This window comes from Nostoc sp., assembly GCF_036919595.1.
Taxonomy (GTDB): Bacteria; Cyanobacteriota; Cyanobacteriia; order Cyanobacteriales; family Nostocaceae; genus Nostoc.
Genome location: NZ_JBALCO010000154.1, coordinates 1 through 16750, shown reverse-complemented (window position 1 = coordinate 16750; position 16750 = coordinate 1). Strand labels below are relative to the sequence as shown.

The window sequence follows — 16750 nt, the reverse complement described above, 5'->3', positions numbered from 1 at the left end:
AGATTTGTAATTCTACATCCATTGCTCTACTTACCTTTCAGGGTTTTCTTTTTTTATTCTTTTATTCAGAATAACCGGAAAGTGACAGAAGAGGGATAAATCTCTGCTTACTGATGCTCCAGTAGAAGCATTGCCGCAAAATATTGTAGTGCAATTGAGCAAGCAGGCATTAAGAGCAAACAAGTAAGAAATAGCGATCACCAGCTACCACCAATCGCAGATGTCAAACATGGGTTATTCTTAGGAAGTGCGTTCGCCCTTGACGTTGGCTTTGTAGCGAAGCGTTACGTCATAGTGCTAACGACCACACGGAAGTGTCTACAACAACTTTCATTGCTTGTGTCGCTGTTGCTTGTAATTATAATTCTCGTCATAATCAATTGTGCCAAACGATTAAAATGAGCAAAACCTTGTCACCCTTTGAGGCGATCGCTCTACTTTTGCCACTAATCGCAGACGACGAGTATGGGTCAATCTTGGGAAGTGCGATCGCCTGTCGCTAGTTGTCGGGGGTGATCCGATCGCACACAAACAACACAAAAGCGACAGCAACTCTTTGTCCACCACTGCAATTACAAGACTGATGACTGATGTTGTCTTTTGGGTGTCGGAGGTTGTCAGGGGAATGCGACGCTATTAAGTCAAAACTTCCAGTACTTACACAGTGGTATAGATATTTACTGCAAAATAAAATTGATAGTTATATTATACACCTGAAAATTGAGATACTCTGCTGATATAACTCAGTAGGGTATTTTTGTGGGAGCAAGAAAGTGCGCTCGCACATCGTCTTATAGCTTGCGCCTTCTCGGAGTCGCTCGTCCACCTCTGGCGGCAAAGCGATCGCCTTGCCACTTTGCATCATAATAGTTCTGTAGGTATAAAGACATAACAGTAATCTATTCAAAGTCATTTATGAACAAAGGCGAACTAGTGGATGCTGTAGCAGCGAAGGTTAACATCACAAAAAAGGAAGCATCGGAAATCATCAGTGCTTTTTTGTCAGTTGTGACCGAGGCTGTAGCAAATGGGAATCAAGTAACACTCGTTAGCTTTGGTTCATTCGAGCCGCGCGATCGCTCCAAGCGTTCTGGACGTAATCCCAAAACCAATGAGCCAATGGGAGCAACGCGATTTTGTGAGGTGCTGCAACCTGGGACGTATATAGCTTGTTTCGGGATGCGATCGCAACTAAAAAACCAAGTTTTGTTGAGAATATAGAGGTGTAATTGAGAACTAAACCTCGATCTCACTTTTTCGCGTTGCTCCCTGAGCCAATGACTATCCCAGCTACTAGAGTACCTGCGTTTTCTGCTTGTTGCAGTTCAAAGAAAAAGTAGCACCAAAGTAGCACCATAGATGAATTGCTTTACCACTAGCAATCCAATCACTGCAAAGCCATAATTGATTAATTAAAGTATCGAAATAGTCTACTTAAATGGTTGTCCCCATCGCTCCCAATTTTCTTTATTGAATGTGGATTTAAATTTTTGAATCATTGCCTGTTCTAAAGTTTGTCGTGATTTTCTCTCTACCGGAGCATCCCACTAAAAACTAATATTAACCGCCGTCTCCATCTCATAGCGATAATGTAAATCCTGATAACTGGCGATGTAATACGAAGCAGTCGTGGGTATTTTTCCAGCGTTTGTTACTTTGCTTGGTTTCTCCAACATAAAGTAATAGGGGAGTAGCACTATCAATCACAAAATACAAAGCTGCTTGACCAATGCATTTTTGGGCTTGTCTGTGATTTATGGCAGGTTCAACCGCTTGCTGGTATCAAATCGAAACAAGTTATCAGGCAATATTGCTTTTAAGCGAGGCAACCATTGTGCCTTATTACCAACACGATACCGATATAAATGGATGCAGATGTACCCCCTAGCTGATATATGTTCAGCTAAGGGTGCGTTAGAATTGAAGTAATGGCAACTTGATTGATTTGAAGCTAGATTAAAAAATCAAGGGTAAAAGTTGCTTACAAGGCAAAGCTTAATAAATTGGGTCGTTGATAAGTTGTTTATACAGCATTTATGATCAGCAATCAAAGTACTGTATGCAAACGCTGTAACCCAATACTAACGATGCGCTTTCTTAATATTTACAGGTTTCAAAAGTATGGGTAAGGTGACAATTTCTATTGGGCTAACTGATGCAGAAGTCAAAGCCTTATCAGCAATGCAGATTTCCGAAAATGAGTCATTAAATCACACAGCGACAAGATTGCTCCAGGGAATCCTGGGTCAGACAAAAGCTGGGCTGGCGTTATCTAATGGTGATGAGATCAAGGAAATAGTTAAGCAGGAAGTAAATGCTTTAGCTGCGTCTACATCTGATGGGGAAGAGATAAAACAGGTGATTAGGCAGGAATTAGCCCAAGCAGTCGCTCAGATAAAGGGTTTAATAGATGAGCGTAATGGTGAAGTTGTCCTACCTAAACAAGAGGCTGCTTCTGTTGAGCAGCAAGTCATACCAGATTATTCAGCAATACGCGAAAATATCCTTTCCCAATTGAAAACAGGCAAGCAATCAGCAGCCAAGGCAATCGACGCTTTTATTGAGTCACTCGGTGCTGTCAAGGAGCAACAACCAGCAGATGAAGAATTAGGTGTAGCGAGTTAGGATCTTTGTGCTGGCGACTATTAACCAGCTTACGGGGCTACAACTTGGGCTAGGATGTCGATTATTGCTTATTGCGACTCGCAAATACTCGCTCGTAATCATCGTTCCTTTCGGCGAAACGTAATGCTTTGACTCGATCAACCAGGATTTCGCCGTGGGGCGGGTTTGGAGTGCTGAGAATCTGCATTACTTCAGCAGTATAGTCAGCCAGTGGCATTGCAGCAGGATCGGTCGCCTGACTAGAACCGCCAAGCTCCGTTTGCACATAGGGCGGCGCGAGTTCGAGAACCTCTACCGAGGTTTCCTGAAGCTGAACGCGGAGCGACTGCAACCAAGAGTGCAGAAAAGCCTTACTCGCACAATAAGTCGGATATGGACTGATGGGAACGAAAGCTAAACCAGAGGTGGTGGTGACGATCGTTGAATGCGGTTGCTGTTTGAGCGTCGGGAGGAGTAACGCCGTGAGTTGAAGTACGCCGACAATGTTAGTCTGAATGATAGACTGCATCACAGAAAAATCGATCGAGTCTGAGGTGAGGTCTTCCGGCTTAGAGATTCCGGCATTGTTGATCAGAACATTAAGTTTAGGGAACTGTGCTCGAATGCGGGACACGAAGGCTTCGATGTCCGTCGAGTCTTGAACATCAAGTTGAATCCCGTGCATCCCGGAGTGAGCGGCGGTGATTTCATCGAGGAGATGCTGACGGCGACCCGTGATGATGACTTGATTACCACGTTGATAGAACGCCTCGGCAAGCGCACGACCGATGCCGCTTGTGCCGCCAGTGATGAGGATGGTGTTGTCCGTGAGATTCATCAGTATTTTTCCTGTAAAGATAGTGAAGTCTTTGGGAGTGCAAAAGTGCCGCCAAGGTTTATTGACTGGATCATGTTCTTGTTTCTCCTAAACATCTAGGTTCTGTCGCAAGGTTTTTTAATCAGGGGCATCGATGCCAACTCCAGCGTGATTGACGAGGGCATCAAACGGTATTGTCAACTTAACTGGATTTGGCGCTGGTTATTGAGAATGAGTGTACTTGGAGTCACGCAGAAATCAGTCTTTCAGCCTTTGAAAATCAGACAGTTTCTCAATCAGCAAGCCCTTGAACGGTTAAATTGACAATACCCATGAGCCTATTATAATCCCTCTGCTTTCTGGTAGACTGGGGCGATCCGCTGCCCCTAACTATTGGATGAGAGTGAAGCCGATATGATCGATGCTGAAATTCAGTCAAAACTTCAGTGTAATACCAATTCTCCAAAATTAGGCAACAGATGCAAATGACAAAAGTCCTGCTGCATCTAAGTTTCTTAATTGCGTTAGCGCAGCGTAAAGCCTGCGGCATGGCAACGCTTAGAGCGAGTCCGCGAGCGTCATTGCCAATTGTGAATTGCGAATTGGTATAATTCGCCTAACCTCGGTAATCCATCTGCTCTAGATCAGCAATCAAGCCCGGTTCGGTAGGATTCCAGCCCAGTTTTTTTCTCGTGATAGTGCTTGAGCCTACAAGGTCATGGTCAGCGAACATACTAAACCATCCAAAATGAGCCTCCGCTTCTTCTGGCAGTATTGATTTTACAGGCATCTGCAGGCCGCGACCGATAACTTCAGCAATATCACGCATATACACACCTTTTTCGGCTACCGCATGGTACTTAGCACCGTTTTCGTTCTTTTCCAACACGAGCCTGTAAAGGCGGGCGACATCCAAAACGTTTGCCGCCGCCAAGCGATTCTGACCTTCCCCAACATAGGCGGAAACACCTTTCTCGCGTGCTATGGCGATGGCAGAACTAATAAGTCCTTGCTTGAGAGTGTTGTGAACTTGAGGCAGGCGTACAACTGAAACACGAACACCCTTGGGTACCAGCGCAAGCGCCGTTTGTTCTGAAACACGCGGGAATGGAAAATTCGGCGATATGACACTATCTTCGGTCGCAAGCTGTCCCGGTGCAGCTAATCCCGCAAGCCCTGATGTGGCAATAAATGGGCGATCAAAACCGGCGAGTTCAGAACCGATCGCTTCGATGGCCTGCCTGTCGATCTCGCTATTCTCCACGAAATTCGAGAAATCGTGAATGAAGGCCAAATGAATGACAGCATCAGCCGCCGCGGCACCACGGCGCAGGCTTTCAATATCTTCCAGTGAGCTGCGATGAACATCTGCGCCGATGTCCGCTAAGGATTTTGCCCCTTCGTCCGAACGGGCCATGCCAAGGACTTTGTGCCCGGCTGCAATCAGTTCCTTGACGACGGGAGTGCCAATAAATCCGGTAGCACCAGTAACAAAAACACGCATGAGTTAGTCTCTTTATATGTGGTTGATAAAATTCACTCGGGCTTCATCGCCTGAATCCTGAATATCTGCTAAAACGGAGTTGAACTCCACATTTTCTATATTAACGGAGACTGTCTCCGTTTGCAAGCTCTTTTGCATGGCTACGAAACGTTCACAATCTTCAGACCGAAGTCCACGGCGTGACGCGCAGCGGAATCGCCAGCGCCTTCTCGAAGTGGCAAAGCAGGCGTTTTCTCAGTACGGTGCCAACGCAAGCCTAGACGAAATCGCCAAGGAGTCCGGTGTCGGGCCGGGAACCTTGTACCGTCACTTCCCGACCCGTGAGGACCTTCTGGTGGCGGTTTATCGGAGTGAGGTAGAAAAGCTGGCAGCGGCGGAACGGCAGTTTGCCCAGACACTGCCTCCACTCGAAGCGCTGCGCGCCTGGATGCTGTTGTTTGTTGACTACATTGCCGCGAAACAGATCATCGCCCCTGCGTTGAATGCCCTGGTGGGAGATCCGAAGCAGGTTTTTGAAGGTTCATACACCCAGATTTGGGAGGCAATTCGGGCACTGGTGAAACAGGCGATCGAAAACGGCGACATCCGCGAAGACCTCGATCCGATCGATCTGCTCCGGGCTTTGATTGGCGTTGCCAATGTGGCATCCACTCCTGACTGGCAGCAAAGCGCCCGGCGACTGGTAGATATTCTCATCCTCGGTTCGCGCTCAATAAAGTGAGCGGCTGGTTGACATGCTCGCACTGTATTGCAAACTGATCAGCCATTGTTCCAGGAATTAAAACAACGTCAATTAACTCCTGCTGGTGGCACCAAGCTCCGAGAACGGGTAGCTGCCCTTGCTTCTTTATCTGACATTGGTCGCTGGCAAGGAGTGAAAGCTCGTTACGTTGGAACTTGCAAAAACTTATTTGACCTTCGCCGTACCGCCGTTGTTCATAATCTTCATGTCAAGAGCCAAAATTTTTACTATAGCTATAGCGATCAAGATTAGGACGTAGACTATAGAACCCATTTGATATCTTTTTGGTGATTGAGTAGAATCAACAGAAATTAGGTGCATTGAAGCAGATCAGGGTTAAAAATGGGTTATTCAAGCGATTTGACAGACAAAGAGTGGGAAATAATTGAGCCATTATTGCCGACTAAGAAGAGAACCAGACCCCCTATATGGACAAAGCGGCAAATCCTCAACGGGATACTTTATCAACTTAAGAATGGTTGTAATTGGGCTGACTTACCTAGAGATATGCCGCCATATTCAACAGTATTCTGGTATTACCACCAGTGGTGTGAAGAGGACATCTTGGAGAAAATCATGACTGAGTTGCATCATCAGGTGCGCGAACAAGTCAAAAAAAACCGCAGTGGTCAACCCTAATCATGATTGACTCACAAGCGGTGAAAAATACTTGTAACGCCAGTGTTAAGTCAAAAGGATTTTGCTTTTACAAATGCACTAATGGCATCAAAAGACATTTGGCCGTGGATATCTTAGGCTTGCCTTTCTTTACCCACTGCACCAAAGCTAATGTATCTGATGACCAAGGGTTAATTGAAATGCTCTCGAAAAACATTGATTACTTCAAATCTAAACCTGTGGAGCTTCCCAAAACGACTATTTTGGTAGATAAAGGCTATCACCCTGATAAATTGACACAAGCCTTGGAACAGATTTACCCAGAGATTATGACTAAAATTCAATTTGAGCTTTCAGCCAAATCGTTAAAAGCTGAGAAGGAGACGAAAGGACAATCTGGATTTGTGCCTGTTGCTGCCAGATGGGTTATTGAAAGATCGAATGCTTGGGTTGAAAGATGTAAAAGTTTAGTCAAAAATTTTGACCGCACGCTCGAACGTTCCAATGCCAAGCTCAAGCTATGTTTTATTCGGCTAATGCTCAAACGCCTAGCTGTCGCAGATACCGCCTAAAAAGATATCAAATGAGTTCTATAAGAGTTAGCATTGCGTCTACGCGATTTCAATGGCTAAAGCGAGAGAGCGATGATTTCCGGCAAAAAGTCATGCAAGCGATTGAGTTGGACGGTTTCAAGAAGTGTGAGGCGAGCCAACTCTTCAACATCAGTCGTAACACGATGGCTAATTGATGCGCTTGTAGCTGCTCCCGTCACAAACTCCCAGTTTTCTAAGTAGGGGAAGAAAGTTTGCAGAAAATGTTGGCGACGATTCTGATAGTTAAGATAGTAAATATGTTCCCAGACATCACAAGTTAACAGTGGAATTTGTCGATTCACTATTGGATTCATGGCATTCTCAGTTTTAACGATTTTGAGTTGGTCTTGGTCAATTACTAGCCAAGCATAGTAGTGTGCCAACTTTTAAAAGTTGAGTCTGCTTTATGGAAGTCCCGTGAAAGTTGAGGGTGTAGAACCGACAAATAATGCTGCCCAAAGATATACGTCCGGCGGTGATATGGCGACGTACCAGTTTTGGTTCTCAAACTCAAACTGGCAGTGCTTTTGTCGCTCGGATGTTAACTGTCGTCACTACTCTCAAGTCCCAGCGCCGAAATGTTCTTGATTTTATAACAGTAGCAACTTCTGCTGGGGAGCAACGCGATTTTGTGAGGTCGGATCAAAAATCAGCGATCGCTAAAACTTACATTTGTATATGAAGTAATTTTATTTGCAATTAATATACGTAATTGCACGAAAAATCATCTTGATTAGATATCTCAAAAAGATTGGTAGTAAGTTATTTGACGATTATTTTCAAATATATCTGCAATAATTATTTAAGGCCTAGTATCAATTATGGCATAAAACCAGTGAAATACTGAATTAAAGTATAAAATTTATCAGCAAGTTTGGGGTTTGATAAACGAATTGAAGATAGAATCAGAAAAATTATCCCAACTTTTAGCTATCCATTGACAACGGAGGTGCAACATAATTTCTGCGTTATCTTGAAGCCAAAACTTACTATTACCTTTCATCCATAAATTAACAACTTGGCGAATTAAGCTTTCAACCGCGCCACTACCAAGAGGAAGTTTTTTCAAGGCAACAGAGTTATACTTTAAAAGCCTACGTCGATAAGCTTTTAAAATATAATTTCGTTCTCGTACCAAAATTTTAAGGCGCTCTCCGTTTGCCTCAAAAATAAATTCACCCATGTTTCTCATTAAATCTAGTGCCTGACCTTTTTTTAAACTTTTTCGAGCCTTTTGAAACCATTGTTGACGCTCATTGTTTGTGTTAAAAGCAGCATCCGCAAAATCTTGTAAATGTGATGCAGCGTGAAAAAAGTCTAATAATTGATAAGTTTCAGGTGGGCATTTTAACTTTTTGAGTAAAGGGGGAATATGTATCCAGATCCATTCTGCTCCATCCGCAATTAATAAAACCTGTTTAGCCAGACTAATGCCTAAATTAACCAAGTACATCTCTAATATCTGCAAAAATCCTTGATATCCTTGATAAGTTCCATCATTGGTAATTGAAACCTCTCCATTCCTGATTTTTTCACCTTGTTCATTCACTGCATAAATTGTTAATATTTTTGGCTCAATCCATTCTCCTGTAAAGCCTACACGATTAGTCTTAGCCTTACGTCTGCCTTTTTTATTAATCCGAATCCGTGTACGACCGCCATCTACAGCTTTTGACTTCACGCTGGTCTTTAAGAGCATTACTCGTAGGTAAGTTACCAAGCTCTAAACTTGTTATTTTCGATTCACGTAAATTTATGCCAATTTTACCAAAGTAATATGTTAGCCGTTCTATGCGTTTTAGACTAATATTTACGCCCCAATCGATTAATGTTGTCCGTGCAGCCTCAAACGAGCCAGCAATTGCACCATATCGGGCAATAGTCGATAAAACTCCAGGGGTTAAACCCTCAGACATTCCCAAATATCTTAAAAATGGGCAAAATCCTTCATGTAAAGATTTTTGATTTTTCTTTGGTTGAGTCTGACGTTCAACTACATACGGTAATTTTAAAGTTACTGCGACATTACCAACTGTTAATATTTGCCGTTCTTTACAACCATGTTTTTTTGTGCTTGTTTGCCACCATCCCTGTGTCTCCTGCTCTGCTTTATCTAAAAAATCTTGAGATTGTGACAGATTATGGAGTAATAAAGCTGTACATTCCCCTGCTAAAACTAAGGCAATTTCTCTAATTTTTTTCTCACGTTCTCTGAAAACGTGTCCATCCCATTCTGAGATATTCGTTAGTTCTAAAAGTTTCGTGACTTTTTCTTGAAAGTGTTCTAACGATTTGCTTAAATCAAAAGTAGAATATATATGATTTTTCATAAGCGCGTAGGCATTCCCCGTTTTGATGTCAGATATCAAAACCTTTACTCCAAAAGGAATCCTACCTTTTTTTAGGCAGAAATAATAAATCATATTTATATCTGAAAATAAAAATAAAATTCTAACAGTGTTAATACGGTCTTACTTGTTATAAATATTTATATTGTACTGAAGCTAGTTTTTAGCGTAGGCGCAGCCCGCCGAAGGCATCGCACCTTTTTTGCCCAACCTCACAAAATCGCGTTGCTCCCCTTCTGCTGCACGCCTAGATAAACCTACTCCTTCTTTACTTCCAGAAGTTCCTGCTTCTGAGCAAGTAATAAATGCTGCTTAATTCCTCAAAGTCATACCCGCTTATTTACTTTGATCGCATAGGGTTAAGTTTCTTGAACTAATCTCCGTAGCTCCTTCACTCATTGATATCTATTTGATTTTAGTCCGCGATCGCCCCCGTAGTCGATTACAAAAACTACGAGATAATACGGTGAGATATGTCTGTCTAATAGCGAACAATGACAAACCAGCATCTACAAGCCGCGATACCTTCTCTTCGAGAGGCTTCGCCAACGGTGAGCTTCGCTAACGCAGAACTACAAGAATTTATAGATTATCGCCTTTTCTTCGCGTGAGGTGAGGAAAGCGTTGGCAGTCAAACTGGTTTATCAAGGCTACAAGTATGAGGAAATTCAAACAATTTTAGATGTGTCACTGGGTTCGATAACAAGCTGGAAGCAAGCCTACGAGGAAGATGGAATTTCGGGACTTTTTATTAGCTACTTTTAATTAATTGTCTGGGCATTATAAGTAGATAGTGATTATTACTACAGATGCTTCCGAAATTTCGCTTTGTTGCAATTAGCGTTCTACTTCTAGCTCAAACATTACCAGTTGTTGCCAATAACCTTGCTGCTACAGTTGTAAGCGTCGGTAACGATGACACTATACGTGTCAATACTAACAAAAAAACTGTAACTGTTCGACTCGCTTGCATTAATGCACCAGAGAGAGATGAAACAAAGTCCTTGGGGTCAACGCTTAGGACTCTTAAATATATTTTCTAAATTAGGCTTCATAGTTGAGAAATTCCAGAACTTAATAAATCTTATTTTTTCCATTTGCTCAACAATTTTCCTGATGAAACCCACAAAATATTAAACTTTCATCTTTCACAAACATAGTACTGGAATCTCAATTTTTGATCGGCTAGATGATTACAGAACTTGTTACTTTTCCTTGCTGATTAATGTCATAGACAATCGGAACACTAGTCGCAAGTTCAAGGTTGGGTATTTCTTCAATACTAAGGTTATCTATATACATGATAATTGACCGTAGAGAATTGCCGTGGGCAGAAACCAGGACGTTATCTCCATCTTTGATATGGGGAAAAATTCGATTTTGAAAAAATGGAATCGTCCTTTTGGCAGTGTCTTCAAGACTTTCTCCTCCTGGTGGTCGTTTAACAAATGAACGCCGCCATTCATGCACCATGTCTTCACCGAACTTTTCTGTGGTTTGAGCTTTGTTTAATCCCTGTAAATTACCGTAATAGCGTTCATCAAGTTTTGCACACATGAAAATAGGAATTTCTTGACTTTTATCTCCTTCATAGTTATCCCAACCATGCCAATCGTGATCTGAGGCGTTATGTTTGAATACAGGGCTTTTACCAGCGCAAGTTTTTTCGCATTCAGTTAGACAAATAGCACTTGTCTCAATGGCACGAACCAGTAGGCTAGTGAAACACACGTCAATTCGATAATTTCTAATTTTTTTTGCCGCCGCAATCGCCTCAAGGCGACCTAGATGACTCAGAGGGACATCAACCCAGCCGCTAAATCGGTTGGCTGCATTCCAAGTACTTTGACCGTGACGAATTAGAATGAGTTTTGCCATTATGGGTTGAAGAAAGCAGTGAATGCAGCATTTTGGTTGGATGTACCGATTGAGCAGCGCCTACGGCTAAAGTTAGAGCTGAACTTGATTTTGAAATGGCTCACACCTTTCAACTACCGAGAACTGGTGGCGTTAGGGGCAGCTATTTGGTTAACCAGAGCAACAATGCCACAATGAAACAACGATAACAGATACAGTAACGTTAACCGATTAATTTCATCGCCAGATTTACTATGCCCAAGACTTGGAACATAAAGGTAGATAACTATTTTCAAGCCAACCCCAATTGCATTATCGCCACAGCCCATGTAGACTCGTTCCCTATAGACCTTCCCTTAGAACCCAATATTCGTGAGCCAAACCGCAAAAGCGCAACTTACAGACAAATCTTCGACTCGCTGACGACCGAACCTGTAAAATTCTTCTCTCGTCACAGTGGAATTGTTCTGTCAGCAAATAAAGTTAAACCTAACAAAAACAAAACTGAACTGGAGCTAGAAGTTTTAGAAGCCTCGGAGGGGGGAAGCGACGGCATTATCAACGGTGGCCACACAGTTTTAGCTTTTGAGCAAGCGAAAAATTACAAATATGACCTAACTGTTGCCAGAGTAAAAGTTACGATTCACATCGGACTGACTGAAGAATCAGCCAAAGATATAGCCCTGGCTTCAAATACCACAACGCCAGTAGATTCTCGCTCCAAAGTCAACGCTAGAGGTGATTACAAACTCATCAAGCAGTATTTAACCCAGTTAGAACAGAAAGAAGATAGAAAATTCCGCATTGCTTATTATCAAAACCAAAGCGGCGCTCCTAGAAACGCTCAGTGCAATGTAACCCATTTGCTCAAGCTCCTTTACTGCCTCGACAGAAATAAATACAACCCCGACGGCAATAAACGAACCAAACACCCAGCAGGGATGAGTCTTCCAAGTAACATTACAGACGCAGAAAGGGAAAGATTAACCGCCTTACTGCCTCTCTTGACTCATGCTCTGTGGATAGAACAAAGACTCTACGAAATAATTCAAGACCATATCAGCAGCCCCAGAAGAAAGGGTAACAACGATTTAGCATCAATTGATATACGTAAAACTACATTGTTGCCGGACAGTAAGTACTCTTTTGGGTTTGGTGCGCCAACTGACCTGGCATTACCGATAATTGCATCATATCGGGTATTTTTGGATAAAGATTATAAATGGATTCTGCCGTTTAACAAATTTGCTGAAGATTTTCTGCAACACTTGTGGAATAACTACTTCCGCAAATATTTAGTGTCGGAGAAAACAGCAGGCAATACAGTCGGTACAAAAATCAGCCGCAATCAAGAGATTTGGGAAAGTCTTTATATCTCGGCGCAAAGTTATCTGAATCAGCACTTGGTGAAAATGGTTAACTCCAGTAAGCAAGAAGAAGAATCGAAGGTGACACAAGGTACTAGCAAGAGGGGAAAAGGGAAAAGGGATGAACTCAACGCGACTACTGTTCCCAAATAGTTTTTTACCGAATAGGGCATGAGGTATGGGGGAACGGCACGAAGAAAAGCGTAAATCCCTGGTATTCCTGGATGAAAGGGTGTGGAGTAGCTAAGTTCGGGTGTGGGGAATTAAGAAGATGTTGAACTCCTTGACGCACTCGCATTTAATTGTCTAGAACACACTCAGCCTATACCCTGTTAGCAAAGAGATTTTACATAAATCTTCGTGCCATTCGGTATAGGGGAAAGACTCTTAGCCCCCCACACACTCTGATTTTTTCAGATAGTGTGAAAAGTCAGATTAAACAAGAAGATCAATATTTTTGAAAGGTTTAATTAAATTTCTACGATAGATAACAGCAGAAATAGCTGTGGCAAGTCTATCGAATCTATCAGTTCAAGCCTAGTTATAGATGTTCTGGAAATTTTTGTATCTTGTGTTTCTGTACCTGAGTTAAGTATGAATAATAGTCTATATTAAGTAACTTTTTGGAAACAAGTGCAGTAACTAAACTGTTATTTGGCAGTTTTAAGAGTTTTGTATAAGGTTAGTACCTGAACATAGAGAGTTTAAGTACTCTTTGTCTAAGCTAGGATTTACGCACTGTACAAATTAACCATAGTGTGTGTTGTAAATTTCGACTTTTCAGGCGTGGCAGTAAACGTTATCATAAAGTAATTACGGTATATTAAATTTATTACTTTTCATCTACCACTTATGGAATTTGACGGCATTCCAATACCTTACCTCAATGCTTCGTTAATATCATTTGCAAAACGTTATGGAATATATCATGAGAGGACTGATATTTCCTACCGCAATGATTACCAATTATTAAGTTACAATCATACTTCTTTTGTTGAGATTATTAAAGATATAGACACGTTAACACAAGCTATGTATCAAGGAGCAAGGAGGTATGTTCCGTCGAATTATAAATCGCTTTTTGGGCAAGCTTGTCAAGTTATAGCACTAAAAACAAATATCGATGCTTACGCTATTGCTGAAATTGTAAAAAATGATGCAGAAGCAAAATACCAAAAAGATTTAACAGAGTTGGAAGCCAAAAAGAAATCAGCAAGGCAAAGAGCTATTTATGAAAAAGAAAAACGAGAACAACTAGAAGAATTTTTAATAAAGGTTGACCGAAAAATGGCGGAATTAGTAAGAGAATTACGGATAACTGTTAGCAAAATTTATAAACCATTTGCAGCTATTGGTGCAATTTGTGGGCTTGGGTATGTTAGTTGGCTTGGTACGCAGTATTGGATAAATGAAAAAAGCGCTCAGGGAGAATTGGCTAATATTCGCACTCAAAATAGAATATTGGCAACAGAAAATGAAGAATTAGCTAGCTACAAGAATGTAAAGATTAAAATACAAGATTTAAATCAAAAGGTTGAAGTTTTAAAAAAAGATAATAAGATAATAAAGGCTGAAAATAATAGTTTGAAGGAAGAAGTTACAAAAATTTCTGATGATAATCGTAACTTACGTAACAGAATAGAAAAATGTAATTCAGGATTTGTTCGGTTTAGAAAATGTTAGTTTCAAGATTACTTAAAAAGTTTTGAGCCATAACCTATTATCTAGCCACACTTGTTGGATGCTGGTGTGAAATTAGGTCAAATCTCGTCACTGTTGTAAATGGCTATACCTTCTTGATTATATTGGCAAGTTTTATACTATGCGAGAATGCTAGACGGGATCTGATCGCTTAGGAAAGACGCGGCAACGCCGCCGCCGTCATCAGTAGCGTAGCCTATGTAGACAGCTTCCCGACAGACCTCCCCATGAACGTCGTCAGTTTTCACTATTTACTGCTGACTTAGGATTGGGGAAATATTCTTATCAATTGTATTAATATAGCTTCTAAGCTATTTAGAGCAGCGTTAGTGGTTCTCTGATGTTCATCAAAACGACGTTGGTGTTCTTCAAAATTTCTTTGTTGCTGTTCCTGACTATCACGTAATTCAAGTAAAACATCGTCTAAAACTGCACTACGACTTAATACACGGTCAACATTATTTGTTAAATCATTTACGTTATCAGTCAGATTATCAATCTTAGTGGTTAGTGCTGCTATAGCTTCAGTATTCTTAATAGCCAATACTTCAATACGGTCTAGTCTATTTGGTGCTTCAAAATCAGACACAAGTATTTATTCCTATCTTTAATAAAATTATGAGTTAGTGTACATCCACTATTAAACCTGATTCCACTAATTTCCACTAAATAGGATACTTTCACGGACTCTACTACATCCACTACCGCAAGGAAAGTTAAGGAAATGCCACAAAATAAAAGGAAAACTTTACTATGACAGTATTATAGACATTTATTCCCCTTTTTGAACCAGCAATTTCCCAGACGCTCCAGCCGTAAAACCCAACCCAATCGCCGCCACAGTAATGCTGGGCTTGATAAACAACGTCGCAATTCCGATAACTGCACCCCAAAGACAGCCATAGCAGCAAACGATAATTAACTGATTTTTGGGTTTAGCCCTTTCGTCTGATATGGATTGATGGACTATGGCATAATCTTCGAGTTCACCAACAATTTCTGATAAAGAAGCGCCGTACTCTTTTTCTAATCTATAAATAGCCAGCCTGTCTGCCTTAACTGGACTGATAGCTAGTTTTTGTAATGCTGTGGTTAATTTATCGCTCATTTTTAAATTTCCCATACCCACACATTCCAGAAAATGTTTAGAAAAAATTTAAATCTTGCTGGAAAAATAAAAAGACCTTATTTTTTATCCGTACTTGGAGATGTAAGAATACCGGAACTCGACCGGAACTCAACAGGAACTCAGTAGGAAGTGTGACCAATATTACTAATTAACATTAATTACGGTGAAACCATCTTTTTCATTTCCGCACAATCGGTTAGTGTCAATCAATTGTGACAAGGCATTCCTCAAGTAAAGAACACTCTTTTTATCGTCGCCCCACTTGCGGCTGTTTCTGATAGCTGCAAAAGAAGTTGGAGGGCTAGCAGTAGCCGCAACGATTGCCACAATTTGGTCTAAATCAGCCTCAGAAATACTAATGGATTCTACTTCCAGAAATTCCACTTCTTGATAAGGCTTTGAAAAAATGGACTCCAGATGATTAAGCCCGTGCTGGTCAAGCTGGGTGGGGTAGGGCAATAAAAAACTCCCAAGGGGGAGCATGTGAATAATGATGGGTTTTTACCTTTGAAATCATCTACAAACATCATCCCGCTCTTGATAGAGAAAAGGGAAACATTGCCACCAGATCAGGGTGTCGGTTAACTCATTAAAACTTTTCAAACACCCTCTTAGCTAGCTCGTGAGCAACAGATTATTTCTCTTGAGGTTTTGGTTCAGCCTGCTTGAGTGACTTAGTATCTATAATCCAATAGCCATTTTTGTTGGGTGCTACCTTCGCCAGATATGTTTTACTTATTGTGCTACCTGGAATAAATACTTCTAATATTTTAAGACGAAACAAATAACCATCCACATCCTCAAAGTCATCATCCGACTCGTCGAAGTCATAATCCAACTGCTCAAAGCTATTGTAAGCCGAATTATACAGGTTCGTGGAAATATTTAAGGTACTCAATAACTTGCGTATTGCTTTATCTTGAGTAGAAATGAATACATTTGTCTTTATTGATTTCTTGCATGTGAAGTCCATAATGCTAAAGGTAAAACACATATATTCCTTATCTTCACCCGTCTTTTTATCTATCTCACTATCTAATTTATACTCTAAAAGTGTAACTTCGGTGTATCCTTCAGAGTCAAATGCGGGCTTAAATGCATCATTGGATGACATGTGCTTTCTCCTAAGTTGATTGATGAGCATTAGCTCATAAAAAAATAGTAGAACACCCAATCAAGTTCGGCAGTTAAGCTAAGGTACTTCCAAGGAATAAAATCACCAACTACAATAATCATAATCATTCTTTTGCTTTTGTAGTTTTCTCGATATCTATCTAAAAGCTTCTACAGTAAGGTATTTAGCTTAATAACGCCGTTTAACTTTATTCGTCAAGTAGACGCAGATATCTAAAAATATTTTCTATCGACTGATTTGAGCTCGACTTTATCCATTTTTGATTTAATCAAGCAGCGTAAACAGCAATATCTCTCAAACGCTCAAATAAAAGACGAGGGACTTTTATCATTTGA

17 protein-coding genes and 5 pseudogenes are annotated in these 16750 nt (G+C 41.1%); 12 read left to right on the top strand and 10 right to left on the bottom strand.

All coding sequences use genetic code 11. The features are described 5' to 3' along the window. Positions 1-314: 314 nt before the first annotated feature. From V7K21_RS23795 to V7K21_RS23785, 3 genes are all read left to right on the top strand, one after another. The gene (locus V7K21_RS23795) at positions 315-503 is read left to right on the top strand and encodes a hypothetical protein (protein WP_335177639.1); all 189 of its coding nucleotides are present in this window, start codon (positions 315-317) and stop codon (positions 501-503) included. A gap of 412 nt (positions 504-915) precedes the next feature. Next, positions 916-1221 (top strand): HU family DNA-binding protein, encoded by a 306-nt coding sequence (locus tag V7K21_RS23790; RefSeq protein ID WP_335177638.1) that lies wholly within the window; start codon positions 916-918, stop codon positions 1219-1221. A gap of 900 nt (positions 1222-2121) precedes the next feature. Then, positions 2122-2625 carry a hypothetical protein gene (locus V7K21_RS23785; RefSeq protein ID WP_335177637.1) on the top strand — a complete coding sequence of 168 codons (504 nt, stop codon included), beginning with the start codon at positions 2122-2124 and terminating at the stop codon, positions 2623-2625. 61 nt (positions 2626-2686) lie between these two features. On the opposite strand, the gene V7K21_RS23780 is transcribed toward V7K21_RS23785, so the two are convergent. Both V7K21_RS23780 and V7K21_RS23775 read right to left on the bottom strand, forming a co-directional pair. Further along, the gene (locus tag V7K21_RS23780) at positions 2687-3442 is read right to left on the bottom strand and encodes an SDR family oxidoreductase (protein ID WP_335177636.1); all 756 of its coding nucleotides are present in this window, start codon (positions 3440-3442) and stop codon (positions 2687-2689) included. A 595-nt stretch (positions 3443-4037) separates the two neighbouring features. After that, the gene (locus tag V7K21_RS23775) at positions 4038-4925 is read right to left on the bottom strand and encodes an SDR family oxidoreductase (RefSeq protein ID WP_335177635.1); all 888 of its coding nucleotides are present in this window, start codon (positions 4923-4925) and stop codon (positions 4038-4040) included. A 136-nt stretch (positions 4926-5061) separates the two neighbouring features. Between V7K21_RS23775 and V7K21_RS23770 the strand changes: the two genes are divergently transcribed. The 4 genes and pseudogenes from V7K21_RS23770 to V7K21_RS23755 all read left to right on the top strand — a co-directional run bounded on the left by V7K21_RS23770 (position 5062) and on the right by V7K21_RS23755 (position 6857). Further along, positions 5062-5646, top strand: coding sequence for a TetR/AcrR family transcriptional regulator (locus V7K21_RS23770; RefSeq protein WP_335177634.1), 585 nt, complete (start codon positions 5062-5064; stop codon positions 5644-5646). A 45-nt stretch (positions 5647-5691) separates the two neighbouring features. After that, positions 5692-5919, top strand: a pseudogene (locus V7K21_RS23765) (hypothetical protein); the annotation flags it as partial. A gap of 90 nt (positions 5920-6009) precedes the next feature. After that, positions 6010-6306, top strand: a complete 297-nt coding sequence (locus tag V7K21_RS23760) for a transposase (RefSeq protein ID WP_335177633.1) — start codon at positions 6010-6012, stop codon at positions 6304-6306. 20 nt (positions 6307-6326) lie between these two features. After that, positions 6327-6857, top strand: a complete 531-nt coding sequence (locus V7K21_RS23755) for a transposase (RefSeq protein ID WP_335177632.1) — start codon at positions 6327-6329, stop codon at positions 6855-6857. 206 nt (positions 6858-7063) lie between these two features. Here V7K21_RS23755 and V7K21_RS30855 read toward each other — a convergent pair. After that, positions 7064-7261: pseudogene (locus V7K21_RS30855) on the bottom strand (Fe-Mn family superoxide dismutase); the annotation flags it as partial. Between the two features lie 34 nt (positions 7262-7295). On the opposite strand from V7K21_RS30855, the pseudogene V7K21_RS23745 reads away from it, so the two are divergent. Beyond that, positions 7296-7476, top strand: a pseudogene (locus tag V7K21_RS23745) (IS66 family transposase); the annotation flags it as partial. A 267-nt stretch (positions 7477-7743) separates the two neighbouring features. Here the strand turns inward: V7K21_RS23745 and V7K21_RS23740 are convergent. Together V7K21_RS23740 and V7K21_RS23735 are read right to left on the bottom strand one after the other, a co-directional pair. Further along, positions 7744-9208: pseudogene (locus V7K21_RS23740) on the bottom strand (ISLre2 family transposase). Positions 9209-9631: 423 nt separating this feature from the next. Next, positions 9632-9775, bottom strand: coding sequence for a hypothetical protein (locus V7K21_RS23735; protein WP_335177640.1), 144 nt, complete (start codon positions 9773-9775; stop codon positions 9632-9634). Between V7K21_RS23735 and V7K21_RS23730 the strand changes: the two are divergent. Then, positions 9721-9985, top strand: a pseudogene (locus V7K21_RS23730) (helix-turn-helix domain-containing protein); the annotation flags it as partial. The gene V7K21_RS23735 and the pseudogene V7K21_RS23730 sit on opposite strands and share 55 nt — an antisense overlap. 426 nt (positions 9986-10411) lie before the next feature. Here the strand turns inward: V7K21_RS23730 and V7K21_RS23725 are convergent. After that, the gene (locus V7K21_RS23725; RefSeq protein WP_335177631.1) at positions 10412-11104 is read right to left on the bottom strand and encodes a 2,3-bisphosphoglycerate-dependent phosphoglycerate mutase; all 693 of its coding nucleotides are present in this window, start codon (positions 11102-11104) and stop codon (positions 10412-10414) included. Between the two features lie 18 nt (positions 11105-11122). On the opposite strand from V7K21_RS23725, the gene V7K21_RS23720 reads away from it, so the two are divergent. From V7K21_RS23720 to V7K21_RS23710, 3 genes are all read left to right on the top strand, one after another. Continuing rightward, positions 11123-11281: a hypothetical protein gene (locus V7K21_RS23720; protein ID WP_335177630.1), complete on the top strand. Its 159-nt coding sequence runs from the start codon at positions 11123-11125 to the stop codon at positions 11279-11281. Positions 11282-11337: 56 nt separating this feature from the next. Further along, a complete protein-coding gene (locus tag V7K21_RS23715) occupies positions 11338-12603 on the top strand; it encodes an AIPR family protein (protein ID WP_335177629.1) in 1266 nt (421 codons plus the stop codon). Between the two features lie 699 nt (positions 12604-13302). Then, positions 13303-14133, top strand: coding sequence for a hypothetical protein (locus tag V7K21_RS23710; RefSeq protein WP_335177628.1), 831 nt, complete (start codon positions 13303-13305; stop codon positions 14131-14133). Positions 14134-14413: 280 nt separating this feature from the next. Here V7K21_RS23710 and V7K21_RS23705 read toward each other — a convergent pair whose 3' ends face one another. From V7K21_RS23705 to V7K21_RS23690, 4 genes are all read right to left on the bottom strand, one after another. Then, entirely contained in the window at positions 14414-14740 is a 327-nt protein-coding gene (locus V7K21_RS23705) for a hypothetical protein (RefSeq protein WP_335177627.1), read from the bottom strand. Positions 14741-14923: 183 nt separating this feature from the next. Next, on the bottom strand, positions 14924-15259 hold the full coding sequence (locus V7K21_RS23700; RefSeq protein WP_335177626.1) for a hypothetical protein: 336 nt from the start codon (positions 15257-15259) through the stop codon (positions 14924-14926). A 165-nt stretch (positions 15260-15424) separates the two neighbouring features. Continuing rightward, complete coding sequence (locus tag V7K21_RS23695; protein ID WP_335177625.1) at positions 15425-15739, bottom strand: hypothetical protein; 315 nt, start codon at positions 15737-15739, stop codon at positions 15425-15427. A gap of 175 nt (positions 15740-15914) precedes the next feature. Then, positions 15915-16394, bottom strand: a complete 480-nt coding sequence (locus V7K21_RS23690) for a hypothetical protein (protein ID WP_335177624.1) — start codon at positions 16392-16394, stop codon at positions 15915-15917. Between the last annotated feature and the right edge of the window lie 356 nt (positions 16395-16750).

Excerpts from the sequence above, each read along its gene's own strand:
- V7K21_RS23715 (WP_335177629.1), top strand. The coding sequence starts at position 11,338 with ATGCCCAAGACTTGGAACATAAAGGTAGATAACTATTTTCAAGCCAAC.
- V7K21_RS23710 (WP_335177628.1), top strand. The coding sequence starts at position 13,303 with ATGGAATTTGACGGCATTCCAATACCTTACCTCAATGCTTCGTTAATA.
- V7K21_RS23725 (WP_335177631.1), bottom strand. The coding sequence starts at position 11,104 with ATGGCAAAACTCATTCTAATTCGTCACGGTCAAAGTACTTGGAATGCA.
- V7K21_RS23775 (WP_335177635.1), bottom strand. The coding sequence starts at position 4,925 with ATGCGTGTTTTTGTTACTGGTGCTACCGGATTTATTGGCACTCCCGTC.
- V7K21_RS23760 (WP_335177633.1), top strand. The coding sequence starts at position 6,010 with ATGGGTTATTCAAGCGATTTGACAGACAAAGAGTGGGAAATAATTGAG.
- V7K21_RS23700 (WP_335177626.1), bottom strand. The coding sequence starts at position 15,259 with ATGAGCGATAAATTAACCACAGCATTACAAAAACTAGCTATCAGTCCA.
- V7K21_RS23790 (WP_335177638.1), top strand. The coding sequence starts at position 916 with ATGAACAAAGGCGAACTAGTGGATGCTGTAGCAGCGAAGGTTAACATC.
- V7K21_RS23770 (WP_335177634.1), top strand. The coding sequence starts at position 5,062 with ATGGCTACGAAACGTTCACAATCTTCAGACCGAAGTCCACGGCGTGAC.
- V7K21_RS23780 (WP_335177636.1), bottom strand. The coding sequence starts at position 3,442 with ATGAATCTCACGGACAACACCATCCTCATCACTGGCGGCACAAGCGGC.
- V7K21_RS23785 (WP_335177637.1), top strand. The coding sequence starts at position 2,122 with ATGGGTAAGGTGACAATTTCTATTGGGCTAACTGATGCAGAAGTCAAA.
- V7K21_RS23690 (WP_335177624.1), bottom strand. The coding sequence starts at position 16,394 with ATGTCATCCAATGATGCATTTAAGCCCGCATTTGACTCTGAAGGATAC.